22 protein-coding genes are annotated in these 22,652 nt (G+C 61.3%); 9 read left to right on the top strand and 13 right to left on the bottom strand.

Annotated features, from left to right (window positions below):
* Positions 1 to 153: 153 nt before the first annotated feature.
* From NKH89_RS04195 to NKH89_RS04185, 3 genes are read right to left on the bottom strand one after another with little or no spacing between them, the layout of a single operon-like run.
* Complete coding sequence (locus NKH89_RS04195; RefSeq protein ID WP_352589177.1) at positions 154 to 1,446, bottom strand: threonine synthase; 1,293 nt, start codon at positions 1,444 to 1,446, stop codon at positions 154 to 156.
* The gene (locus NKH89_RS04190; protein ID WP_352515857.1) at positions 1,443 to 2,636 is read right to left on the bottom strand and encodes a M24 family metallopeptidase; all 1,194 of its coding nucleotides are present in this window, start codon (positions 2,634 to 2,636) and stop codon (positions 1,443 to 1,445) included. Before NKH89_RS04190 ends, NKH89_RS04195 begins: the two co-directional genes overlap by 4 nt.
* Positions 2,626 to 3,399 (bottom strand): IclR family transcriptional regulator, encoded by a 774-nt coding sequence (locus NKH89_RS04185; protein ID WP_352846215.1) that lies wholly within the window; start codon positions 3,397 to 3,399, stop codon positions 2,626 to 2,628. The genes NKH89_RS04190 and NKH89_RS04185 overlap by 11 nt, the downstream gene beginning before the upstream one ends.
* A gap of 158 nt (positions 3,400 to 3,557) precedes the next feature.
* Between NKH89_RS04185 and NKH89_RS04180 the strand changes: the two genes are divergently transcribed.
* Positions 3,558 to 3,824 carry a helix-turn-helix domain-containing protein gene (locus tag NKH89_RS04180; RefSeq protein WP_352908441.1) on the top strand — a complete coding sequence of 89 codons (267 nt, stop codon included), beginning with the start codon at positions 3,558 to 3,560 and terminating at the stop codon, positions 3,822 to 3,824.
* A 28-nt stretch (positions 3,825 to 3,852) separates the two neighbouring features.
* On the opposite strand, the gene NKH89_RS04175 is transcribed toward NKH89_RS04180, so the two are convergent.
* A complete protein-coding gene (locus NKH89_RS04175) occupies positions 3,853 to 4,068 on the bottom strand; it encodes a helix-turn-helix domain-containing protein (protein ID WP_023679380.1) in 216 nt (71 codons plus the stop codon).
* A gap of 127 nt (positions 4,069 to 4,195) precedes the next feature.
* On the opposite strand from NKH89_RS04175, the gene NKH89_RS04170 reads away from it, so the two are divergent.
* Both NKH89_RS04170 and NKH89_RS04165 read left to right on the top strand, forming a co-directional pair.
* On the top strand, positions 4,196 to 4,945 hold the full coding sequence (locus NKH89_RS04170) for an autoinducer binding domain-containing protein (RefSeq protein ID WP_352515860.1): 750 nt from the start codon (positions 4,196 to 4,198) through the stop codon (positions 4,943 to 4,945).
* A 73-nt stretch (positions 4,946 to 5,018) separates the two neighbouring features.
* Positions 5,019 to 5,735: an acyl-homoserine-lactone synthase gene (locus NKH89_RS04165; RefSeq protein WP_352589186.1), complete on the top strand. Its 717-nt coding sequence runs from the start codon at positions 5,019 to 5,021 to the stop codon at positions 5,733 to 5,735.
* Positions 5,736 to 5,801: 66 nt separating this feature from the next.
* Here the strand turns inward: NKH89_RS04165 and NKH89_RS04160 are convergent, their stop codons facing one another.
* Positions 5,802 to 6,275 carry an Lrp/AsnC family transcriptional regulator gene (locus tag NKH89_RS04160; protein WP_352515862.1) on the bottom strand — a complete coding sequence of 158 codons (474 nt, stop codon included), beginning with the start codon at positions 6,273 to 6,275 and terminating at the stop codon, positions 5,802 to 5,804.
* A 129-nt stretch (positions 6,276 to 6,404) separates the two neighbouring features.
* On the opposite strand from NKH89_RS04160, the gene NKH89_RS04155 reads away from it, so the two are divergent.
* Positions 6,405 to 8,795 carry a thiamine pyrophosphate-binding protein gene (locus NKH89_RS04155; RefSeq protein ID WP_352908440.1) on the top strand — a complete coding sequence of 797 codons (2,391 nt, stop codon included), beginning with the start codon at positions 6,405 to 6,407 and terminating at the stop codon, positions 8,793 to 8,795.
* A 104-nt stretch (positions 8,796 to 8,899) separates the two neighbouring features.
* Here NKH89_RS04155 and NKH89_RS04150 read toward each other — a convergent pair whose 3' ends face one another.
* Genes NKH89_RS04150 through NKH89_RS04120 form a run of 7 tightly spaced genes read right to left on the bottom strand, consistent with a single transcriptional unit; the run spans position 8,900 to position 16,561 of the window.
* Positions 8,900 to 9,652, bottom strand: coding sequence for an ATP-binding cassette domain-containing protein (locus tag NKH89_RS04150; RefSeq protein ID WP_036244138.1), 753 nt, complete (start codon positions 9,650 to 9,652; stop codon positions 8,900 to 8,902).
* 9 nt (positions 9,653 to 9,661) lie between these two features.
* A complete protein-coding gene (locus NKH89_RS04145; RefSeq protein ID WP_352494326.1) occupies positions 9,662 to 10,861 on the bottom strand; it encodes an alanine racemase in 1,200 nt (399 codons plus the stop codon).
* A gap of 12 nt (positions 10,862 to 10,873) precedes the next feature.
* A complete protein-coding gene (locus NKH89_RS04140; protein WP_023717074.1) occupies positions 10,874 to 11,848 on the bottom strand; it encodes an ABC transporter permease in 975 nt (324 codons plus the stop codon).
* A gap of 35 nt (positions 11,849 to 11,883) precedes the next feature.
* Positions 11,884 to 12,945: a substrate-binding domain-containing protein gene (locus tag NKH89_RS04135; RefSeq protein WP_031193416.1), complete on the bottom strand. Its 1,062-nt coding sequence runs from the start codon at positions 12,943 to 12,945 to the stop codon at positions 11,884 to 11,886.
* 59 nt (positions 12,946 to 13,004) lie between these two features.
* Positions 13,005 to 14,066 (bottom strand): substrate-binding domain-containing protein, encoded by a 1,062-nt coding sequence (locus NKH89_RS04130; protein ID WP_023717076.1) that lies wholly within the window; start codon positions 14,064 to 14,066, stop codon positions 13,005 to 13,007.
* A gap of 33 nt (positions 14,067 to 14,099) precedes the next feature.
* Positions 14,100 to 15,359, bottom strand: coding sequence for a M20 family metallopeptidase (locus NKH89_RS04125; RefSeq protein WP_023717077.1), 1,260 nt, complete (start codon positions 15,357 to 15,359; stop codon positions 14,100 to 14,102).
* On the bottom strand, positions 15,356 to 16,561 hold the full coding sequence (locus tag NKH89_RS04120; protein ID WP_245278510.1) for an ROK family transcriptional regulator: 1,206 nt from the start codon (positions 16,559 to 16,561) through the stop codon (positions 15,356 to 15,358). Before NKH89_RS04120 ends, NKH89_RS04125 begins: the two co-directional genes overlap by 4 nt.
* A 91-nt stretch (positions 16,562 to 16,652) precedes the next feature.
* Between NKH89_RS04120 and NKH89_RS04115 the strand changes: the two genes are divergently transcribed.
* The 4 genes from NKH89_RS04115 to NKH89_RS04100 all read left to right on the top strand — a co-directional run bounded on the left by NKH89_RS04115 (position 16,653) and on the right by NKH89_RS04100 (position 20,282).
* Complete coding sequence (locus NKH89_RS04115; protein ID WP_352908439.1) at positions 16,653 to 16,943, top strand: hypothetical protein; 291 nt, start codon at positions 16,653 to 16,655, stop codon at positions 16,941 to 16,943.
* Positions 16,930 to 17,133 (top strand): hypothetical protein, encoded by a 204-nt coding sequence (locus tag NKH89_RS04110; RefSeq protein WP_352813470.1) that lies wholly within the window; start codon positions 16,930 to 16,932, stop codon positions 17,131 to 17,133. The genes NKH89_RS04115 and NKH89_RS04110 overlap by 14 nt, the downstream gene beginning before the upstream one ends.
* A gap of 930 nt (positions 17,134 to 18,063) precedes the next feature.
* Positions 18,064 to 19,509: a HipA domain-containing protein gene (locus NKH89_RS04105; RefSeq protein ID WP_502896867.1), complete on the top strand. Its 1,446-nt coding sequence runs from the start codon at positions 18,064 to 18,066 to the stop codon at positions 19,507 to 19,509.
* Between the two features lie 458 nt (positions 19,510 to 19,967).
* Positions 19,968 to 20,282, top strand: a complete 315-nt coding sequence (locus NKH89_RS04100; protein WP_352908437.1) for a hypothetical protein — start codon at positions 19,968 to 19,970, stop codon at positions 20,280 to 20,282.
* A 152-nt stretch (positions 20,283 to 20,434) separates the two neighbouring features.
* Here the strand turns inward: NKH89_RS04100 and NKH89_RS04095 are convergent, their stop codons facing one another.
* Positions 20,435 to 20,722 carry a hypothetical protein gene (locus NKH89_RS04095; RefSeq protein ID WP_352483875.1) on the bottom strand — a complete coding sequence of 96 codons (288 nt, stop codon included), beginning with the start codon at positions 20,720 to 20,722 and terminating at the stop codon, positions 20,435 to 20,437.
* An 829-nt stretch (positions 20,723 to 21,551) separates the two neighbouring features.
* Here NKH89_RS04095 and NKH89_RS04090 point away from each other — a divergent pair.
* On the top strand, positions 21,552 to 22,376 hold the full coding sequence (locus NKH89_RS04090) for a 5'-3' exonuclease (RefSeq protein WP_352483876.1): 825 nt from the start codon (positions 21,552 to 21,554) through the stop codon (positions 22,374 to 22,376).
* Positions 22,377 to 22,652: the final 276 nt, after the last annotated feature.

The following is a 22,652-nucleotide window of genomic DNA, read 5'->3' as shown; positions in this document are numbered from 1 at the left end:
ATTCCCCTTTCATGTTTGAATCGAGGTTCCGCTCGCTAAGCGAGTTGAATTTGCCTCTCGTGGATAGTTTTTGGAAGTCGCAATACCGCCCAGTAATGGACGAGATCAGTCGATCAGAAGTCGCATCTGTTCATGATCGTCTCTATCTTCTCTTCAGGACATCTTCGCCGCGCGTTGTTCATGAGAGGGCGTGAAATGGTCACAGTCCCCGGCCAGATGTTGCCACGCGTCGGCAACTGACCGAAACGATTGTGGTGCGTGGTCCGGGCCGGTCGAACGATCCAAATCCTTGAGGCCGCTCGCTGTCACGATGGCAACGACGCTGTCCGAGCGCGCGATCGTGCCCTCCCGTCTCAAGGATTCAATGGCCGCAAATGGCGTCACCGAGGCAAGCTCGGCAAACACTCCCTCGGTGGCCGCAAGCTGCTGCTGCATGTCTATCAGGCCGAAGTTGCCGACCGGCATTGCCATGCCGCCAGATTCACGCAGCGCATTGAGCGCCTGAAACGTGCTTCGTGTGGTGCCGATCGAGATGGCAAGCGTGTCGAAACCCGCGGGAACCTCGGCGACCAGATCGGCCTTGCCGGCAAGCGCTTTGGCCAAGGATCCGTGCACTTCCGCCGCCACGAGTCTCGGCAACCGATCGATCCTGCCTTGGCTAAGAAGATCCTTGAATCCCGCCCAGAGCCCGGCAAGCGCGTCGCCATAGCAAACAGGCAAGGCGCACCAGTCCGGCACGGCTCCGTGCATCTGTTCGACGATCTCGTAAGCCAAGGTCTTGTAGCCCTCGATCCCAACAGGATGACTGCCGACGACGGGGCTGTGAAACGGCGACGTCGCAAACCATCCGAGGCGCTCGGTACCAGCGGCCAGCAATGGCCAGCGATGGGACTTGTCGGCCAGGGATACGACGCTGGCGCCGTATTTGCGGATCTGCGCCAACATTGCGCCAGCAGTGCCTGAGAATGTGACAACGACGCATTTCAAGCCTGCCCGAGCAGCATAGGCGGCAAGTGAGGCCCCGGCGTTGCCCGACGAAGCCGTCGCCACGACGCGTGCGCCACTCAAACGTGCTATCGACACCGCCACGGTCGAGAAGCGGTCCTTGTGGGACCAGGTGGGGTTTGCGCCCTCGTCCTTGATAAGCAACTTGGGGACATCGAGCTGCTTCCCCAGCCTCTCGGCGCTCAGCAACGGCGTCAGACCCTCGCCCAGAGAGATTGCATCGCTGAGCGCACAAGGGAGCATGTCGGCGTAGCGCCAGAGCGAGGGCAGCGCGGCACCCGCTGCGGAAGCGGCCGATGTAGCTCCTGATGGATCGTAGACGACCCTAAGATTGGCTGGCGCTTCCGCACAGCATATCGGGCAGCCGCGAGAGTCGATTTTGGTATCGATCCGGAACAAGACGCCGCATCGAATACAGGAAAGACCTGCCGCGCGGTTCATGACGGCACCCGCGTGATTGCATCGCGCGTCTGCGTCAGCCGCTCCACTCCGCCCTGGCGAACAACAACCATGTCCTCCACCTGGAGGCCCCAGCGGCCGATTTCGTAGTAGGGCGTCTCCACGCACAGCACCATGCCTTCTTCAAGGACGTCTGTACTGCGCGCCGAGAGCGTCGGCGCATCATAACCATCAAGGCCGATGCCATGGCCGACGTGATCGCGCTCGTAGTGGGCAATTCCTTCGCGCTGAACAACACGCATCACCGCCTCGAAGAGCTGTGCTGCTGCCATGCCGGGCCGGATAATGTCGCAGGCGTGCTGAACGCCGCGCAGCAGAGCCTGCTGAAGCCGATGCGCCTGCGGCGGCGGCTCGCCCAGCGTGGCGATGCGGGCAATGTCGGCGCGGTAGTGCCGAAACCGGCCACCGACGTCGAAGCGGATGATTTCTCCAGCGCGCAACTTGCGGTCCGACGGCTGGACGTTCATGAGCGCGCTGCGCTCGCCAAAGCCGATGCATCCCAGTACGGGCAGGGCGCCTTCCTCAACCGTCTTGACATGAAAAGCACGCGCCAGGTCTGCTTCGGTGGCGCCTTCCCGAGCAACTGCGAGTGCTGCTTGAATGGAGCGTTCGGCAATCTGGGCAACTTGGCCGAGCCGTTCGATTTCATCTGCCGTCTTTACGGCACGAACCTCGCGAAGCAATGCGGTGGCTGGTAGGAACGACGCATTGGGAAAATGGGCTCTGAGGGTTTCCTGGTATCCTGGCGCGAGCCCCGCCTCGTCTATGCCGATCCGCCCACGGCCGAGCTTGGCTTCTTCCAATGCGGCGACCAAAGCCGCAATGGCATCGCCATGCCTCGGCAGGTCTCGAAGCTGGAGGTGTCGTTCATTGGCGAGGTCCACGGTGGTCGAGGAACCGACATTGGCGTAAAAGTCGCCATAGCGCCGAACCTTGCTTACCCACAGTTCCTGATCGGCAACGAGGTCGAGGGTGCTGGAGCTTGCGATGATTTCAGGCGTGCCCTTGTCAGGAGCCGGCCACACCACATAAGCCTGCGGGCCGCGACGAATCCATTGCGGCAGAGCCCAGAAGCCGCTCATATAGGTCACGTTTTCCGGGGCAGTCGCTATAATTGCGTCAAGCCCGACTGCCGACATGCATTGTTTCAGGCGCGCTTCGTTAAGCAGCATGATGGGAATCCCGAGCCTGTTTTGCTTCCAGAAAGCCGAGGCCGGTGGAAATGCGCGCCGCAGCCGCCATTACTGCCTCTCCAATCTCAGCGATCTCCACATGCGGTCCCACTGACCGGGGGTAGGCCGCACTTATAGCCGCGATGATTGTGCCTGATGCATCGCGAAGCGGTGCGCCGACCGCAATCAGCCCGGTAAAGTTCTCGTCCAGGGATGTTGTGTAACCAATGGGCTCGGACGCTCTGATTTGAGCAACGAGTTTGTGCGGATCGGTGACTGTGCGTACGGCAACCTGCTCCAGTGGACCTCGTCCAAGAATCCCAATGACCGCCTCGCCGCTCAGCTCCATCAGGAGCGCCTTACCCAACGCGGTGGAATGCAAGGGGAAGGTCTCGCCAGGTGAAGAACGAATGACGACCGGACTCTTGCTTTGCACTGTCAAGAGATAAATTCCGCAGCTGCCCCGCCTGATACCGAGGAATGCGTTGAAGCACCCTTCGGCGGCCAGCGCCTGCAGTTCGATTTCAGCCAAACCAACCAGGCGATCTCTGCCCAGGACCTTCCGCGCCAGCGCCAGCACGGAGTGACCCAGCCGGTAGCGCCGCGAGTCTGGCGACTGCTCGACATAGCCCTGCTCTGCCAGGGTATTCAGAATTCGCTGCACGGCGGGAGCACTCTGCTCAAGCCGGCGGGCGAGTTCGCGCACTCCGACAGCTTCGTCCGCTTCCTTGAGGACATTGAGAACCGCAAGCCCACGTTCCAACGAAAGATTTCCTGTCACTGACGTTCCTTATTTCGGAATGGCGTTCCTTAATATGATGAGAAAAGCAGCAAAGGCCGTGCCTGTCAATGACGAATGTTCATTATAGTGTGTCGTCCTAAAGTGTGCGCAGCGACGACCATGCCGTCATGGACCTACGGTTGGTTGTCGGCCTCAACGTACAGAGGATTCGGCGCGCACAGGCCCTCTCTCAAGAGGAACTGTCGTTCCGTTCAGGATTCACGCGCGCCTATCTGAGTGGTCTCGAGGCCGGCCGTCGCAATCCCACACTCCTGTCGCTCGCAAAGCTTGCCACTGCATTGAGCGTCGACATCGAGGAGCTGACGAAACGCCCCGGCAAAAACGCCCGGGCCCCAGCTGGCGATTGTGCTGTGGCGCCGCATGAGCGGCGCAAGGGAAAATCCTGATGCTCTCGGCGGCCTGCTGGCCAGTGCATCATGGCGAATTTCGACGGATGAGCTGCTCCACGTCAACTTGCAATGCCAACGCCAGTACCTCCAGCGTATCGACGGTCGGTGAGTTTTCCTCCCGCTCGAGCTTGCCGACATAGTTGCGATCGAGGCCGGCAAGGTCCGCGAGCTGCTCCTGCGACAAGCCCGTGCCTTGGCGCAGCAACCTCAGATTGCGAGCAAAAACAGACCTCAGCCTCATGCGGCGAGGCAGTCAGAACGCGCCCTTTAGTGCCACCTACTATAGTAGTCAAACGTCATGGCGCAGGTTGCGGTCGGACCTAAGTTTCTTATTGTTTCTTTGTCTCAGTACATTGAAAGGACGTGCAATGGCTGCGGTTCACGGGAGCGTTTTGCAAAATGAGCTAATACAAATTTTTGAAGCAACCGCGCAGATTGATCGTGCAACCAGCGCCACAGAAATCATTCGGCAACTGCGCAAGAGCATCGAACGTCACGGCTACGCAGCCTGTCTCGTCACCGAATTGCCACGCCAGGACACCGGGTCCCTGAATGAACACATCCTTGTGAACGGTTGGCCGCAGGAATGGTACGACCACTACATGGCTGCCGGACACTATCGTCATGACCCTTGCGCTGCTTTGTGCCGTGGTGCGATCGGGCCCTTCCTTTGGAGGGATGTCTATCACGACTTGACGAACAGCAATGCCAGGAGGGTGATGGATGAAGCGAAAGAGTTTGGTCTTTGCGACGGCATCTGCATCCCAATCCAGAGTGCGTTTGGCGATCCGGCCTGCGTAACGGTTGCTGGAAGCGAAATTGACTTGGCGCCGGCGGTGCGCCGTACCATTCATGCCCTTGCGCGCCATGCCTACTCGGCTGCCGAACGACTCGTTGGCAACTCGCGCAGGCGGCCGAGACAAAAGCTTTCCCAACGAGAACGTGAAATCCTGCAGTGGGTCGCGGGAGGAAAGACCGCATGGGAGGTTTCCCGAATACTTGGCATCTCGGAAAACACTGTGACGACCCACCTGCGCAACATCAAGCAGAAGCTCAGCACCGCCAACGTTGTGCACGCGATCGTCGAGGCTTTTCGCAGGCACGAAATCGAACTTTGATCCATCCCCATATCTGGGTATTTCCTGGGCAATCGTCGCGTGGTCGGATGGGGTTCCATCTCGAGGAACCGCAATGATTCAGGTCCATGTCGTCGACGCGTCAAACAGCTTTGCCTATCGAGGCGATCTCGACAGCTACTTTCGCCTGCGGCATGAAATCTATGTCGATGAACGTGGATGGCACGAGTTGAGACGCCCCGACGGTCGCGAGATAGACTCGTTCGATACTCCAGAAGCGATTTATCTGCTCGGCATCCAGCCAGGAAGAGGCGTTGTTGCCGGATCCCGTTTCGTGCCGAGCCTTCGGCCACATCTGATGAGCGAAACCTTTCCGCAACTCGCCGACGGTGGCGTTCCGCGCCGATCCAATATCTTTGAATGGACCAGGTTCTTCGTGGCGCGGAATCTTCGTGAGCCCGGCCGACCTTGCCAGGCAGCCGGCGTAATCTACTGCGGAATTTTGGAATTCTGTATTCAGCGACATATCAGCAATCTGACAATCGTGTGCGAGGAGTACTGGTTCGACCGCCTCGCATCGATTGGCTGGAGTCCGAAGCAGCTCGGGCCTTCGCTCGCACATGATGATATGACAATCATCGGTCTGATGGTTGATGTCAGCCCATCAGCCTTGAGCGCGACGCGACAATTCTACCGCATAACGGAGCCTGTGCTTTGGGCCGAAAGTGCAATCGGACAGCTCGCCTCACCGGACACCATCCGCGGGGGCGCAGCCATCTCTATCGGCCAAAACTTTGATCAAGGCTCCACAGCGCCACTCGCGACCGGCTGAAATCATGCTCTCCCAGAACTTGCGGCAACCATGGAATTGAGTGAATGACCTGCCAACGCGCAAAGGTCATGCCTCTACCGGCAGCCGGTTCGATCGCTTGATCTGGGCAAGCGCGAAGCTGGATTCGATGGAGGCGACGCCGTCGAGCCGGGTCAGCTTTTCGTTCAGGAAGCGCTCATAGGCGTGCAGGTCGCGCACCACGACACGCAGCAGATAGTCGCGCTGGCCGGTCATCAGATAGCAATCGACCACCTCCGGCCAGCGCGCGATCGCCGCATTGAACCGCTGCAGCTCGTTCTCGCGCTGGCGTTCCAGCTTGATTGAGGCGAACACCGAGATTGGCAGGCCGACCAAATCCTGGTCGATCAGCACGGCGTAACCGGTGATGACGCCCATATCCTCCATCAGGCGGACCCGGCGGGCGCAGGGCGAGGCCGAAAGGCCGACCTGGTCGGCAAGCTGCTGCGCCGTCATCCTGCCATCGACCTGCAGCGCGGCGATGATCTTCCGGTCGATATCGTCCAGTCGGCTTTTTGGCACGAAACGTCACTCCTGTCGTCGATGTTGGCGAAAACAGCTAACTCAGCTGCCAATCTCATGCAAGTTTAGCGACAATCGGTTTTTGGTCAGCCCTATGATTGCGGCGATCGCAACCGGGAGTCTTGCAGAATGGACAAGCAAAAACTGGAGGCACTTTCGGCGCTGGAGAAAAAGGTGCTCTGGCTGTCGGCATGGATGATCCACAACGCCAATCATCTGCGCGAAAGCACCGACGGCCTAAAGGTCGGCGGGCACCAGGCATCCTCGGCCTCGCTGGTGACGATCATGACCGCGCTCTATTTCTCGGTGCTGAGGCCACACGACCGCGTTGCGGTGAAGCCGCATGCCTCGCCGGTATTCCACGCTATCCAGTATCTCCTTGGGAACCAGACGAGGGAGAAGCTCGAACGGTTTCGCGCCCTCGGTGGCGCGCAAAGCTATCCGTCGCGGACCAAGGATGTCGACGACGTGGATTTCTCGACCGGCTCCGTTGGGCTCGGTGTCGCGCAGACGCTGTTTGCCTCTCTTGTGCAGGATTATCTCAGCGCCCGCGACGAAAGCATGCCCGAGGGCCGCATGGTGGCGCTGATCGGCGACGCCGAGATGGACGAAGGAAACATCTTCGAGGCGCTGTTGGAGGGGTGGAAACACGGCCTGCGCAACTGCTGGTGGATCGTCGACTACAACCGACAGAGCCTCGATGCCGTGGTTCGCGAAGGCCTTTGGGAACGCTTCGAGAACATTTTCCGCAATTTCGGCTGGGACGTCGTCATCCTGAAATACGGCTCGCTGCTCGAAGCCTGCTTCACCGAACCGGGCGGCGAGGCGCTAAAGGCCTGGATCGACGCCTGCCCGAACCAGCTCTATTCGGCGCTGACCTATCAGGGCGGCTCCGCCTGGCGCAAGCGCCTGATCGCCGACATCGGAGACAAGCTGGGCCTGGTATCGCTTCTCGAGCGGCGCTCCGATGCCGAGCTCGCCGCGCTGATGACCAATCTCGGCGGCCACGACCTGCCAGGCCTGATCGAGGCCTTCGGGACGGCACGCCGCAACGATCGACCGACTTGCTTCATTGCATACACGATCAAGGGCTTCGGCCTGCCGCTCGCCGGCCACAAGGACAACCACGCCGGCCTGATGACCAAGGATCAGATGGCGGTCCTTCGCGCCTCGATGTCGGTCGGCGACGGGCGGGAGTGGGACGCCTTCGAGGGATTGGCTGTTGGGGATTTGGAGCTGCAAGGGTTCCTCGATGCCGTTCCGTTCGCGGCAAAGGGCCAGCGGCGCCGGCACGCCCAGCGCATCGTGATCCCTGGTCGTCTCGTCGCGGAAGCCAAAGGCAGCGTCTCCACGCAGGTCGGCTTCGGCAGAATTCTGGACGAGATTGCGCGAGCTGGCGGGCCGCTCGCCGACGCGATCGTCACGGCATCACCCGATGTCACGGTTTCGACCAATCTCGGCCCTTGGGTCAACCGGCGCGGCCTGTTCGCGCGTCAGTCACTCGCGGACACTTTCCGCAGCGAACGCATCGCCTCGGCGCAGAAATGGGAATTCGGCACCTCCGGCCAGCACATCGAACTCGGCATCGCCGAGAATAATCTGTTCATCCTGCTGTCGGCACTTGGGCTGTCGCATTCGGTTTTCGGCAAACGGCTGCTGCCGATCGGCACACTCTACGATCCGTTCATCCAGCGCGGTCTCGATGCGCTCAACTATGCCTGCTACCAGGACGCGCGCTTCCTCCTTGTCGCGACGCCTTCGGGGGTCACATTGGCGCCGGAAGGCGGGGCGCATCAGTCGATCGCCACACCGTTGATCGGCATAGCGCAAGACGGGCTTGCCGCCTACGAGCCGGCCTTCGTCGACGAGTTGGGCGTGATCATGCGCTTTGCCCTGGATTATATGCAGCGCGACGGCGACGCCGTGCAGTCGGAGCGCACCTGGCTGCGCGACGAGACCGGCGGCTCGGTCTATCTGCGGCTCTCGACGCGCCCGGTCGAGCAGATCACGCGTAGCGTGACGCCCGTACTCGAGCAGGAGATCATCGACGGCGGCTACTGGCTGCGGCATCCGGGTCCTAATGCCGAAGTAATTGTTGCCTATACCGGCGCGGTTGCGCCGGAGGCCATCGAGGCTATCGGCATTATGGCGGAGGACCGTCGCGATGTCGGTCTCCTGGCGGTGACCTCGGCCGATCGGCTGAACGCAGGCTGGACTGCCGCGAGCCGGGCACGCGAACGCGGCGTTGTTCATGCCAGGAGCCATGTCGAAAGGTTATTTGCCGACCTTCCGGCGCATTGCGCCATCGTCGCCGTCACCGACGGCCATCCGGCCGCGCTCGGCTGGTTGGGCTCGGTCTACGGCCATCGCACGCGTAGTCTCGGCGTCGAGCATTTTGGCCAGTCGGGCACGATCGGCGATCTTTACGGGCATTTCGGCATCGACGCCAATTCCATAGCCACAGCGGCCGACCGGATTGCCGGCGGTCGCCCCATTCGCTACCTGCGTGCTCTAGATTGATGCTGGCAACATTCTCTGGCCGAGGCCTGATCGTGGATCTGAAGTGATGCCACTCACTGCTCGGGTAACGCAGTATCTGGAACGGCGCGCCTCTATCGACCAGGCTAGTGCTGAAGCCCGGTGATCATGGCGACGATCTCGTTCTTGTCGGTCTCGCTGGTCTTGCGCACGCCGATCTGTTTGCCACGTCGCAGAACACAGATCCGATCTGAGAGCCTGAACACCTGGTCGAGACTGTGGCTGATGATCAGCACGCCAATATTGCGCTGCTTCAGCGACAGAACGATCGTCTCGACCTTGGCGGTTTCGGCAACGCCGAGCGCGGCGGTTGGCTCGTCGAGCAGGATCAGCTTGCTTGCCCAGTGCGTGGCGCGGGCGATCGCCACGCCCTGGCGCTGGCCGCCCGAGAGATCGCGGATGGTGGCGTGAGCCGATGGGATGCGAACGTCGAGATCCTTCACCAGCTTTTCGGTGTCGTCAATCATCCGGCGTCGGTCGAGCAGGCCGAAGCGGTTCACCGGCTCGCGGCCAAGAAACATGTTCATGTAGACGGTCTGCTGATCGGCGAGCGCCAGGTCCTGATAGACCACCTCAATGCCGTGGGCGCGCGCCATGGTGGCGCTTGACATTGCCACCGCCTGCCCCTCGATGATGATCGTCCCGGATGTCGGAGCATGCACCCCCGTCACGATCTTGACCAGCGTCGACTTGCCGGCACCGTTATCGCCGACCAACGCCACTATTTCGCCGGGATAGAGCTCGAGCGAGAAATTTTCGATGGCGGTCAGGCCGCCGAAATTCTTGCGGATGTCGCGCAGCTGCAAAACAGGGGCCGTGCCGGTCATGGTCGCGTTCATCGCTTGCTCCTAGACGGGCCAGGCAGCGGTTTCGCCAAAACCGTTTTCGATCGTTTCGACTTGGGGGGCCCCCTTTGAGACACCGGAGATGCCGACCACGTAGGCGCGGGTCACGAACGCCTGGCCGCGAAAGCCGAACACCGCCGTGTCGCCGGGGCGTGGAGCATTGGCGCCGCTAGCGTCAATCATTGCGTAATAGTCGATTGCCGCAGGCGGCGGCACCTCGACGCTTCTGAGCGCGGCGGCGGCCGTGGTGGGATCTGCGGACACGATTGCCTTCACCTCATAGTCCGGAAAGATCGGATCGATATAGAAGCCGCCACCAAGGCAGTAGGCTTTGCCGCCAGACAAATGCGACACCTCGGTCAAATACAGAACGGCAGGGAGCTCCGGCAGATCCTCCATGACGTGCAGCGCGGTGGTGCCGGCCAAGCCATTGCCCGGTTCACATTGCGTGGCGCCGGCTTCGGCCAGCGCGCCAAGCAGGACACTCGACGTCGTGCCGGGCGCGTTCACCTCTATGTTGCTGCGGCCGGACTTGGCGAGCGCTTCGGCAGCTCCGCCCAGTGTCGCCAGATTGTGTGTCGGCAGGACCTTTCGCGTGGTCTGGTCGAACAGCAGCGCCGGGAAGGTGGTGATGCCAGCGAATCGTGCGCCGTCGAGACCATCCAGTTTTTCGGCGACCGCGGCGATATCGGCCGCCTCAAAACCACCTTCGTGGCCGCGGTAGAAAACGTCACCATCGGCGCGGATGCGGGCAAGCAGGTTTTGCGTGTACCCGGCGAGCCTTGCGCTGGCAGCGGCTTCTTCAGCCTTGGTGTCGTTGAAGACGGTCCAATAGTCCGGCCTGAACGTTTTGGCCGCCGCATTGGCCTCGTGCCTTGCGATCTGCTGCAGGTGGCCAAGATGACCGAGCCTCAGGCCGGCTCTGTGCGTTGCCCGCGCGCAGGCCATGTCGACGGCAACGGCCTGATCGATGCCGCCGCGCTTGAGCGCATGGCAGAACGAACTGGCGCGGCCGACCTGCTTGGTCATGGCGAAAATCTTCAGTCCAAACCGGTCGGCCTCGCGCTTCAGGACCCGGGCGTTGCTTTCGACGGCATCGAGGTCGAGCACATACGAATTAGCCGGCAGCTTTCCTTCCTGGTGCAGGCGCATGGCGCTTTCTATAAAGCTCGGATTGCGGCGCCGCAGAACAGCGAGGAACATGACAAAACTCCTTCAACGCGACTTTTCGCGCAGCGATACGGCGACGGCCGCAAGAATGATCAATCCGCGCACGATCATCTGATCGGAGACGGACAGGCCCATCAGGATGAGGCCGTTGTTCAGCATGCCCATCATCAGCGAGCCGACCAGCGCGCCGACAATCGATCCCTTGCCGCCGTTGAGCAGGGTTCCGCCGACAATGACGGCCGCTATCACCGTCATAAGGTCGGTTTCGCCGAGCGTATATTTCGCGGCCTGCAGCCGGCCGGCATAGAGCAGCCCGGCAAGGCCGGCGAGCCCGCCGCTTATGGTCAGAACGGCCAGCCTTATCTGCGCCACGCTGATGCCGGAAACACTGGCGGCACGGCTGTTGTCGCCGGTGGCCAGCACATGGGCGCCGAAGCGCGTCTCGCGAAAGACGAGATGCGCGATCGCAACGACAATGACCGTCCACCAGATCAAGGACGGAACACCCAGCAAAGAACCCGAGCCGAAGAAGCCGGTGAAGGCGTCGTTGGTGACCGGGATCGACCGCAAATCGGTCATCGAGCGAGATACGCCGGCAAACAGCCCGAGCGTCGCCAGCGTTACCAGGAATGAAGGCAACTTGACGTAAGCCACGAGGGCGCCGTTGAGCAGGCCGATCAGCAGGCCGGCGCCGAGGCCAGCCAGCACCCCGGCCACCAAGCCGCAGGCGTTTATCGCCACCGCGGCAGCAAGAGCTGCCACGGCAACGATCGAACCTATCGAAAGATCAATCTCGCCCGCCGACATGACAAAGACAAGGCCGATCGCCATGATCGTCACGGGTGCCGTCTGCAGCACGATGTTCGACAGGTTGCGAACCGTCAGAAAACCGCTGTCCTTCAGTACGATCGCGAAGAACAGAAAGATCGCCAGAAATCCGAGATAGACGACATATTGCTGCAGGTTGAAGCGGCTGACCAAGCTCGCTGCCCGGCCGGGGCTGGTGTTGATACTCGACATTCTCACTTCCTCCGGCGGGGCGCCATTGTCTGCCGCTACTTCATGGCGGCCGCGATGGTCGCGGGCACGTCCTTGTTGAGGGACCGCTTCCACCCGTCCTTGACAGTGTCCTTGGTGACGGCGAGGGAATCGACCACCATGAACGGCGCGGCCTTCTTGCCGATCAACGAGGCGGCCGTGGCGCGTGCCAGCGTCACGCCGATGTCATAGGCTTCGTCTGCGATGAGTGCCGCAACGTTGCCGCCTTTCACCATGTCCAGTGCCGCCGGTTCGTTCAGGTCGAGCGTGACGATCTTGGTGTGGCTGTTGCCGGCCGCCCGCAATGTGGACAGCACGCTAAGCGCCGGCTCAGCCCAGGTGACGTAGATACCATCGAGGTCTGGGTGCTGTGTGATCATCGCCTGCGCGATTTCCTCGCTGCGCGCGGGGTCGGCCATTCCGGCCTCGGCCACGATCTTCATGTCCGGATAGTCCTGCTCGATTGTGTGCTTGAATGCTCCATCGCGCTGGTTGGTGACGTAGAAATCGGCATCGTGAAAGATGTAGCCGACCTTGCCCTGCTTGCCGAGCGCGTCGGCCATTGCGATCCCGGCCTTATTGCCCATCTGGAAAAGGTCGTCCGAAACGATGGTCACATAGTCCTTGTCGTGAACGTAGCCTGCCGGCGAATTGTCGACGAATCCCAATTTCACGCCGGCCTGGCGCGCAGGATCATAGACGGTGGCCGCACTTGCGGGATCGACCGGTAGGGACAGTATAATCGAGGGCTTTTTGGCGAGTACTGTCTCGACGTCGGATTTCTGCCGGGCTGCATCAAAGCCGGCGTCGGTCTGAGCGACCACCGTGATGCCGAGCCGCTTCAACTCGTCCTGGGCGCCGCTGTTCACCGCGTTGGTGTATTCGCTCATCTCATGCCAGACCAGCGCGGCGGTGTATTTGCCGTCCTTGATCTGCTGCTCCTCAGCTGGTGTGAGCACGACGCTCTTTGCCGGCGTCGGCTTTTCCCCGTTCGGTCCCGTGGTGGTGCCGTCGGCTGCGAAGGCGTTGGCGGCGACGAGCGCTACCAGTGCCGACAACATTCCAATTGCTGTGCGCATGTCAGTTCCCCTTGTTTTTATGGTGTCGGCGGCCCTCATTGGCCGCCGGCATTCGCCTGTCACTTGGCCGCGTCGAGCACCGATTGCGGTGCGTCGCGGTTCAACGAATCCTTCCAGCCCTGCGCAACGTTCTGCTTGGTCACGGTAAGCGCCGGGGCAACGACGAAGGCCGGCGTCTCCTGGCCGAGCAGCGCCTTGACGCCGACAGCGGCCATGGCGCGACCGAGCTCATACGCCTTGTCGGCCACCAGTGCGGTCACATTGCCGCCCTTGACCATATCGAGCGCCACCGGTTCGGCGAGGTCGAGCGTGACGATCTTGGTCTTGGTGTTTCCGCTTGCCCGCAAGGCCGACAGCACGCCGTCGGCCGGTTCGGCCCAGGTGACGTAGATGCCGTCAAGATCGGGATGCTGCACGAGCATGGCGCTGGCCAGCTCTTCTGCCCGCGCCGGATCGGAGATCCCCTGCTCGGCGACGATCTTGATACCGGGATAATCCTTCTCGATCGTTGTCTTGAAAGCCTGGTCGCGCTGGTTCGTCACATAGTAACTGGCGTCGTGGAAGATGTAGCCGACCTTGCCTTTGCCATCGAGCGCCTTGGCCAGTGCATCGGCCGCCTGCTTGCCCATCTGGAACAGGTCGTCAGTGACGATGGCGGCATAGTCGGTTCCGTGCTTGTAGCCTTTCGGCAGATTCGAAAGGAATACCAGCTTGGTGCCGTCGGTGAGCGCCTGACGGAAAGCCTCGGCCGAAGTGACCGGATCGAGGGGCAGCGACAGGATGACGTTTGGCTTGGCTGCGAGCGCGGTTTCGATGTCGCTGCGCTGGCGCGCCGCGTCAAAGCCGGCGTCGGTGGTCACGACGATCTGAATGCCAGCACGGGCAAATTCATCCTTGGCGCCGGCGCTGACCGCATTGGTGAAGTCGGACGAGGTGTGCCACAGCAGCGCGGCCTTGTAGCCCTTCTCCTTCACTGCGGCCAGATCTGTGTCCGACAGAGTAACCTCGGCGCTGGGCGTCGCCGTCTCGCCGCTCGGTCCCACTGTCTGTGCGCCGGCTCCGCCGGCCAACAGCATCAGACTGCCTGCAAGTGCTGTAGCAACAAGTCTGTCTATCAGCATGGTAGTTCTCCCATTTTCGCTCTCAGTTGTCCTTTATTCCGTAACGCCGCAATACTCCGCCATGAACCGGGCGAAGCCTACGATGCCCGCCAGATATTCCTCGACATCGACGTGTTCGTCGAAGGTGTGGCAGTTGCGAATGTCGCCTGGCGCGCAGTACACGGCGGGGATGCCGAGCCGGTTGGTGAAAAATGATGACTCTGACCAGAATGGCGCGCCTTCGATGGCGCCGCGACCAGCCATCGATCGGGCCATGGCGGCAGCAAGGGCGCCGACCTCCGGCCTGTCAGGTGCAATCTCGGCGGCGTTACCCCCGAGCGGATGATCGCGGCCTGCCGGATAGGCGAACGCCAACATGATTTCAGGATCGGTGATGGCGCCGCGCACCACTGCCTCGATTTCGGCGGCGGCCTCGTCCAGTGACTCGCCGGGCAACAGCTTGCGGATCAGCGACAACGTGCAGCGTTCGGGCACCGCGATGTAGCCTCCGCCCGCAAGCCCGGTGATCAGCAGGAAGCCACGCCCAATCAGCGGGTGCTCGGCTCTGGTTGCAACATCTTCCGAATGCTTCCACAGCGCGCTCATGACGGCGTGGCTTGCACGCAAGGCATCCTTGCCGAGTTCGGGTACGCCGAAATAGGCCGATCGTCCGGTGACGGTGATGTCGGTAATGAAGAAGCCGATTTGGGCCGGATAAACCGAAAGGCGGGTAGGCTCCACATAGACGATGAAATCGGGCGCCACGACTTCGCCTCTCTCAATGCGGCCGACGAAGTCCTTGATGCCGGCGGAGACGCCGATTCCAGGCTGGCCGCTCTCCTCGTCGCCGACGAAGGCAAAGGCAACGTCGCCGGCCAGTTCGATGTCGGCCGTGTCGAGCAGAGAGAGTGCCGACAGCGCGGAGCAGATGCCGGCCTTGAGGTCGCCGGCGCCGCGGCCCCAGATCTGCCCGTCGATCATTGGCGCGGCAAACGGATCCTGCCTGGCGGTGCCAGCCCAGTGCTCGCGCCAGCCCTCGACATGAACCGTATCGGTGTGGCCGATGAAGAGCAGCCGCTTGCCGGCGCCGGCACCTTTGCGCTCACCCCAGACATTGGGCCGGCCGGGCGCGAATTCCGCACGCCGAATTTCGCTCAAGCCAAGCATGCGCATGCGGTGTTCAAGGAAGGCGACAAAGTTTTCTTCGTGACCGGTTATGCTTTCGCGGCCGATTGCCCCCTGCAGAAGCTCCACCGCTGCGTCGCAATCGAGGGCGGCGCGCAAGCGGGCGGTGATGTCCTTTGAAGCGGTCATAGCGTGGCCTCGCGCAGCACGGCCGAACTGGCTGGGGGAAGCGAAATGCGTCCGTCGGGCGCGTCGACGCCGAACAGTTTGTTGTGCAACTGGCCGAGCCCGATGGCGGCGGCGCCGATGAGCGCTGCCCGCGACCCGAGTTCGCTGGCCTCAACGGCGATAGGATAGGGGAAGCAGCGCGGCAGCAGGTCCCTAACGCGCAACAGGATTTCCGGCCGCAGCCCGATCGAGCCGCCCAGGACGACCTTTTGCGGATTGGCAATTGCCGCTATGGCCACAATGCCTTGCGCCAGGTAGCGCGCGGTTTCGTCGAGCACCGTCGCGGCATGCCTGTCTCCGGCCAATGCACTGTGGAAAATCGTCGGCACGTTGACGATGTTGCCCGTCAGCGCCGCGTAGCGTTCAACCATGGCGTTGGTTGCGACCACGCGCTCGAAAGCGCCGGCGCGCAACGATGTCGGCGCGAAAGGATCGGCGCCAATCGGCAAAAAGCCCATCTCGCCGGCTGCATTGCTGGCGCCCCGCACCAGATTGCCTCCAACCATGAGGCCGCTGCCGATACCGGTACCCAGCGCTATGAAGGCGAGATTGTCGATACCGCGGCCGCACCCCTGCCAGTTCTCGCCGAGCACCGCCAGATTGACATCGTTCTCGATCACCACATGAAACCCGAATGCGTGCTCGAAAGCGCGAACGACATTCATTGTGCCAAAGCCGGCAATATTCGGGGCAAGCAGGACGCGGCCGGTCTTCTTGTCGGGTGCACCGGGAACACCAATCACCGCCAGCCTTATCTTTGTGCGCGAGATGCGGTGCCTCTGGGCCGCCTGAAGCGCTAGATCCACGATCTGGTCGACGACGAACTGTCCGCCCCGAGGATCGGTCGGCGCCGTTTCCTCCGCGAATATCTGGCAGGCAAGATCGGTGAGGGCGACCCGGACTTTGGCGCCGCCGAGGTCGACCGCCGCGATGTAGGCCGCGTTAAATACGAGTTCGTAAGTGACAGCCGTGCGTCCGACATGTCCGCTCGTGCGCCCCGTTTCCTGCACCCAGCCTTCCTGCTCGAGTGTCCTGACGATCTCGGAGATTGTCTGCTTAGACAAGCCGGTCTGCTTTGCGATTGAAGCGCGCGAGATCGGCCCACCTTGCACGATCGCCTCCATGACGGAGCGCTGCGAGAACTGACGAGAAATGCGTGGCACGTCGTTCAACAGCAGCTCCGATTAATTCGTTCTGTCACCGAACTTAATAATCATTTTGGACGGCAGTCAACTGGCCGCTCAAAAGAGGGGTTTGTACACCGGGGAAAAACAGCAGCGCTGGCGATCTAACGTCCCGGTGAAAAGCAGGAAGCCCTTCGAAGGCGACTACCAGGTGTTACCGATTTGCGGCGTTGGTGGCGATGACCAAGCTGCGTCGCCGCACCCGATCGTCGACCGCTCGCTTGCCAAGCTCAGGAAGTCGTCCGATATCGGCATCGTCGTCGCCGACGGGCTCATCAAATGCGAGATTGCACCGCAATCCATCGATCGCCTGGCGGTTATGCGAGGTTCTCCTTGGTTCGATGGGCATGTCACTGCCTGACTTCATCGGGGATGCCGAGGCGAAAGTCGCCGCCAAACTCATCGCCGCCGCTGCCGATGACGGCGCTAAGGCGGTCCTGGGAGATGTCGACGCTCACAAGAACGCCTGGGCCGCCAAGAGCAACGAGGAGCGCACCACGCTCAGCCAGTCGCGGCCGGTTGGGCAATCCGCCAGGCCGGCCATCGGGTGAACTGTCCATCGTGCGCTTCCCAAGCGTTGGTCGTGGGTGAGCCCGTCACTGCGCCGACACAGAAACTCGAGGACGGCGAGATCACCGAGACGCAGGAATATCTGCCCAATCGTTTCGAGTGCATCGCCTGCGGCTTGAAGATCAACGGCTTTTCGCGCCTCGCTGCGGCTGGCCTGGAGAGCGCTACAAGAAGACCTAAGTCTATGACGCAGCGGAATATTATGCGCCGCAGGACAACTATGAAGGCTATGAGGATGACAACAACGAACGTTGATCCTGCGGAAAAGGGCGCAGGGCAGGGGCATGACCCGTGCTGGACTGGTCGCTTCCGCTCGGCGCGAGCCCTCATTCGACGGGGCTCCATTGCTCGACCGTAATACCAGTGCATTCGGCAAAAGCAGATCGAGAATGCGGCCGAGCAGACTGGCGACGCCCGTAGACAGGCATGACTTTCGCGCATTTCAGATTCGAGAAAGTCCTTGACTCTTGACGCCTATTAGCGGACTTTTGCGCATCTGAAGTGCGAGAAAGTCCGTGTCCATACTGCTGGTTGGAGAGACAATAGACAAGAGACGTGCGCATGCGCTAGCGGTGGTAGGGGAACTCGTCCCGCTCGTCCGCGGTGTTTATGCACGATCAGGCGACGACGTTGAGCAAGCAGTTTTAGGCCACGCCGTACGCATCGCGCGCTACCTCTATCCTACAGCCTATCTATCATCGGCCTCTGCCCAACTTCTTGCTCCCACACCTGACGGCCGCCTGTTCGTTAGCGGTCGGCGTAATCAACGAACCCGGCTACGGACGCTCGAAATAATCCAAAACGAGGCGCCTCCCCATCCTTCGACTGCCTCTGCGGTGGTAGGGGACGATCTTGGCGAGCTGCGAGTTGACGTTTCCTCGCCGCGCCAACGCTTCCTGGAAGCATTCCGCTTGCGGAGCGAGCATGCTAGCGCCATCACCGAACTGATGCGGGCCGACATGGCGGCAAGACTCATAGAAGAACACGGTTCGCCACAGGTGGCCGCTGACGCGGTCTGGGCGTTGGCCCGCGAGAACGGATGGTACCGCGAAGGGGAGGGCGCTGAGCGTTATCTGATTGCGCGCCCGGCGGCGGCCAAGGGCCCCGTTAACAAGGCGGCCCTGGATTTCCTTGTGGCATGGCATGGGGATCCTCTCGGTCGTCTAATCCACGATGGATTCGAGTGGCGCTGGAAGCCTGTGAGGCGCAGCGGCCCGCCACTCGTTCGACAGACTGCACCAGGCAAGCTGCCGGCTTTCATCGAGTCGCTCCTCCCAGAAGGATGGCTCGCGCAAGTGCTCCGTCAGCGGGATGAACGCGAAGCGCTGCGAAGCGGCAAGCGCTACATGTCAAATATCGCGGTCGTCGAGAGCCAAGCCGAGCTTAACGTCCTGCCGCGAGACGAACTCGACACCAAACTTGTCGCGTTCACCGACGATGGGCGCTTCACTGGTCGATACGTCGGCCCGTCGCGAGGCGAGATCCAGGAGACGTTCGAGCACAACTTGGCTCAGCTGTTTGCGCGCGCGGAAATGCCGAGATTATCGGGTGTCCAGATTAAGGCGCCGATGAATTTGGCATCGGACGGCGCGCTGCTACCCGCGATCGATCTGCCATTCACTCACATCCTTAAGCCGGCCGGAACCGCGGGCTTCGAAATGCTGCCGGTCGTCGAATGGCTTTGTCTTGAACTTGGTCGCGCAGCGGGCTTCGAGGTTCCGGCCGCCGCGCTCATCGACATGCCGGATGGGATGTCACCTGCATTGGTCGTCGAGCGATTCGACGTGCGACGCGGGCCCGATGATCGACGCTTCCTAGCGCTCGAGGACTTCTGTTCGGTTCTCGATCTGCCGACCTCAGCCAAATACGACGGCCCAATCGAACGCATGGCGCGCGGTTTGCGGCCGCTTTCGACCGACCCTGCCGCCGATATCGAGACCTTGTTCCGCCGGGCGTTTTTCGCGTGGCTGATCGCCGACGGGGACATGCATCTCAAGAACCTGGCGCTCCTCAAGATTGCAGGCCCTGGCTCCAAGCGGTTCGAGACCGTCCGGTTCGCATCCCTTTACGACGCCGTGACGACCCGCGTCTTTCCGGGGCTTGGTGGCGATCGTATGGCGCTGAAGCTCAACGGTAAGGACGACCGGCTTACACGGCAGGACTTCCTAACTCTCGCGCGCACGATCGAGTTGCCGGTCACTCGCGCGGAAGAAGCGATAGGTTCGATCGCCGCTGCCCTGCGCGAAGCAGCGCGCATGCTCGCTCTGCCGTCCTTTGCCGAACGGGCTGATCCCGCTCAAACAGCGGCGGAGCGAGTGAAGGCGATCGTGCGCGACCGCGCTGAGGCGTTTTCATGAGCACCCATGGGATCAAGATCTATGTCGGCGTCACCGATCTAGATTGGTTCGAATTTCTGTCGCGCCGCCAGGACGTTGACGAGGTGAACTTCTGGCAGCCCGGGGGGGCGGTCGCAGTTCCGAGCGCTCCAACCGGGCGAACTGTTTCTCTTCAAGCTTCATAGCCCCAACAACTTCATCGTCGGCGGCGGGCTGTTCGGGCAGGCGTTCACACATCGCCGTATGTGGACGGCTCTCCCTCTTTGTTCAGACGAACTGATATACCAGCCATGCTCTGCCCTTCAGCAACAAACATGTTGAAGATGCCCCTCACAAGCCTGATTTCGTTTGGCGGGCCAGGGACAAGGAGAACACGTTCGCCAGCGAGCCCTTTCTGTTCTCCAGAGCCGAGAACGTAACGGGGCTCCCCATCTTTATCCAGCAACATTCGCCGGACGCCGTAGGGCACGGGTCCCCCTTTGGCTGAATCCGAGACGAGCCTGCTGCAGCTGCGCTCTGGAGACCTTTGGGGACAGCTCGCGGCTGTACTCGCTTGCCATCACCCGTTTCATAGTTTTGAGGATTGCAGAGACCATGCTGCCATCGTTATCGAACTGCTCGCCGCAATATTCCACCGCCACGCCCCGCTTCGCGCCTCGAAGCTGACCTCCGTGATTTCGTGTCCAAATGTCGCGTTTCAGGCCGTACTCGGACACCTGAAGAACGCCTTCACGAGATTAGCGAAGCATCGTCACGATGGAGACGGCGAAATCGACGGGGAAGATGAAAGCTGAGCAGTCAGCGACGCCGGCAGAGGCGGCTTCGGCCGTCCCTTCCTGACGTTTGATGGCAATGGATGACGTCAGGGTGCTGCACCACGGCGGCGATGAGCCCGACACCATACCGCAGGCGATCGACGCGACGGCGCCAAGGGCCGTACCTGACTCTATGTTCCCTTCACGATTCTCGGTTTAGTCGGTCGGCGGGGTTGAGCCGCGCCCTCGATGGCCAAAGCCAGCCGCTTCTCGTCTTCGATGGCGCGATCGACTGCCTCAATTTCCTCTTGAAGCACCTTCATCTCGGCTCCGTAGCTGGAGCCGTCGCTGTCCCCGATCTGAAAGCCACTTGCCCGCATTGCGTCGCGAGTATGGTGCACGTTACGGACTCCTTCGCGTCGAGTCGCGACCAGGATTTCCCTGAACTCACCAAGACGTTCAACGTGACTGCGAGCCATTGCGTCCTCCTATTTCATCGTCATCGTCGCCGACGGCGATTCAGAACGGCTAAAACTTACTGCGCAGAAGGTTTAAGTGACTTTAAGAGATACTCTCGACAAAGCATGAGTGCGGAAGCTCAAATTTGAAATTTGAACGTCTTGCAATAGCGTGAAGCGCGGCAGGCGGAAATTGGCTTGGGACCCGACCGATCAAAGACCAGGTGCTAGAGGCTGCGCCTTGTGCCCACCTCCGAAGCTGCGCAATTTACCGACATCGGGTTTTGTGTCGAAGTGCGTCAACGAGGTGAGTCCTAACAACTGCAAAATGTTTGAAGGTTTCAAGAGGCGGGGTGCGCCTCGCCGGCCGTCACAGGAATGAGAACCCCAAAACCGGGGGCATGCATTCCATATCATCGTCATGACGGAACTGCCGCCGCAGATCGGAGCGTCTGAACGTCGTCATTTCCATTCTGTCGTCAGGAGCAGTGTGTTCGGGCCAACCCACCCGTCCGGGCTTCCCCCACATCGCAAGCTGGTCGCAATATCGGCCCAGGCTGCCTCCTGCGCGGCCGGCGCTAGTCGCGACAGCATCGCCAAGTCGTTTTTCGCTGCGTTTGGAAGAAGGGATACTCTCGCGAACCAAATGGCCGCCTGGCGCAAAAGCGAGGCGGCGGGGCGAGAAATATCGCCTGCCCTTGAAGGTAAGCTGTTGCTAAGTGCCGGTGAGAGGCATGGCTTGCGGTGGGCGTACGGGCACGGCCGAGCGCACCTACTTGAAGGTTTGGAGAAGGCCAACTGTCGGTCTAGCTTTGCAGACGGGGCCGGATGCTGTTTCTCGAGGATTGCGATGATCGTACATTTAGTAGACGGCACATACGAACTGTTTCGCCACTTCTACGGCCAACGCCGGTTCAACAACGGCCAAGACAAGCCGTTTGGCGCCGTCGTGGGCGTGCTGAACACAGTGCTGGAGATGAGCGAGAATGGCGCCACACACATTGGGGTGGCTACCGATCATGTAGTAGAATCGTTCAGAAATCAGCTCTGGCCGGGCTACAAGACCGGGGATGGCATCGAGCCGGCATTGCTCGCGCAGTTTCACCCCCTCGAGAAAGCCTTGGCGGCGATGGGAGTGGCGGTCTGGCCGATGATCGAGCTGGAAGCCGACGACGCGCTGGCCTCCGCGGCGCACAGCGCGGCTGCCGATGGGCGCGTGCAGAAGGTGTGCATCTGGACGCCGGACAAGGATCTCGCGCAGTGTGTGCGCGGTGACCATGTGGTCCAGGTAGACCGCAGGACCCAGAAAATTCGCGATGCCGCGGGTGTACGCGAGAAGTTCGGAGTTGAGCCGGCCCTCATTCCAGATTTCCTCGCGCTCGTCGGTGATGCCGCCGATGGCTATCCGGGTCTCGAAGGCATCGGCCTGGTCTCGGCCGCCCGGCTGCTTGGCCGCTACGGCCCTCTTGAAAGCTTTCCGCCTGAAGCCCTCGGCAAGCGTAGAGAGCTCGCGCTTTTATTCAAAAATCTCGCGACGCTTCGCACGGACGCTCGGCTGTTCGATGACGTCGAAGAGCTGCGCTGGCGCGGCCCGACCAAAGCGTTCGAGACGTGCGTGATCCAGCTAACTGACACCCGGCTCCTCGCACGTGCTCTCAACGCTCGCCGAAACTGACTTCGGGAGGCGAGATCTGGAAGCGGCCTTTAAAAGGCCAGCGTCGATTCCCGATCGCACAGGGGCACTGTGCACGCGGGAACAGTCTGGAATAAGACACAGGCAAATGTGACGGCTGGGGGCAGGCGCTCACACAGCATCTGAGTTGTGGGTGGCGTTCAATGGCATACTAGCGTCCACCTGGGACCTTCAGGAGACTGGAGCTGCCAGCCATTGCAGGAGGAGCAGCCGCGGGATCGGAAACGTTTTGTCAGCAGAAAATAGGGTCATGTTGCA

Source organism: Mesorhizobium sp. M0923, assembly GCF_040319365.1.
In the GTDB taxonomy this organism is placed as follows: Bacteria; Pseudomonadota; Alphaproteobacteria; order Rhizobiales; family Rhizobiaceae; genus Mesorhizobium.
The sequence above is the reverse complement of the archived record's forward strand: the minus strand, read 5'-3'. Positions and strand labels throughout refer to the sequence as shown.

Coding starts and splice junctions, on each gene's coding strand:
- NKH89_RS04195 (WP_352589177.1), bottom strand. CDS start 1,446: ATGAACCGCGCGGCAGGTCTTTCCTGTATTCGATGCGGCGTCTTGTTC.
- NKH89_RS04190 (WP_352515857.1), bottom strand. CDS start 2,636: ATGCTGCTTAACGAAGCGCGCCTGAAACAATGCATGTCGGCAGTCGGG.
- NKH89_RS04175 (WP_023679380.1), bottom strand. CDS start 4,068: ATGAGGCTGAGGTCTGTTTTTGCTCGCAATCTGAGGTTGCTGCGCCAA.
- NKH89_RS04170 (WP_352515860.1), top strand. CDS start 4,196: ATGGCTGCGGTTCACGGGAGCGTTTTGCAAAATGAGCTAATACAAATT.
- NKH89_RS04165 (WP_352589186.1), top strand. CDS start 5,019: ATGATTCAGGTCCATGTCGTCGACGCGTCAAACAGCTTTGCCTATCGA.
- NKH89_RS04155 (WP_352908440.1), top strand. CDS start 6,405: ATGGACAAGCAAAAACTGGAGGCACTTTCGGCGCTGGAGAAAAAGGTG.
- NKH89_RS04150 (WP_036244138.1), bottom strand. CDS start 9,652: ATGAACGCGACCATGACCGGCACGGCCCCTGTTTTGCAGCTGCGCGAC.
- NKH89_RS04145 (WP_352494326.1), bottom strand. CDS start 10,861: ATGTTCCTCGCTGTTCTGCGGCGCCGCAATCCGAGCTTTATAGAAAGC.
- NKH89_RS04140 (WP_023717074.1), bottom strand. CDS start 11,848: ATGTCGAGTATCAACACCAGCCCCGGCCGGGCAGCGAGCTTGGTCAGC.
- NKH89_RS04135 (WP_031193416.1), bottom strand. CDS start 12,945: ATGCGCACAGCAATTGGAATGTTGTCGGCACTGGTAGCGCTCGTCGCC.
- NKH89_RS04130 (WP_023717076.1), bottom strand. CDS start 14,066: ATGCTGATAGACAGACTTGTTGCTACAGCACTTGCAGGCAGTCTGATG.
- NKH89_RS04125 (WP_023717077.1), bottom strand. CDS start 15,359: ATGACCGCTTCAAAGGACATCACCGCCCGCTTGCGCGCCGCCCTCGAT.
- NKH89_RS04110 (WP_352813470.1), top strand. CDS start 16,930: ATGTCACTGCCTGACTTCATCGGGGATGCCGAGGCGAAAGTCGCCGCC.
- NKH89_RS04095 (WP_352483875.1), bottom strand. CDS start 20,722: ATGGCTCGCAGTCACGTTGAACGTCTTGGTGAGTTCAGGGAAATCCTG.
- NKH89_RS04090 (WP_352483876.1), top strand. CDS start 21,552: ATGATCGTACATTTAGTAGACGGCACATACGAACTGTTTCGCCACTTC.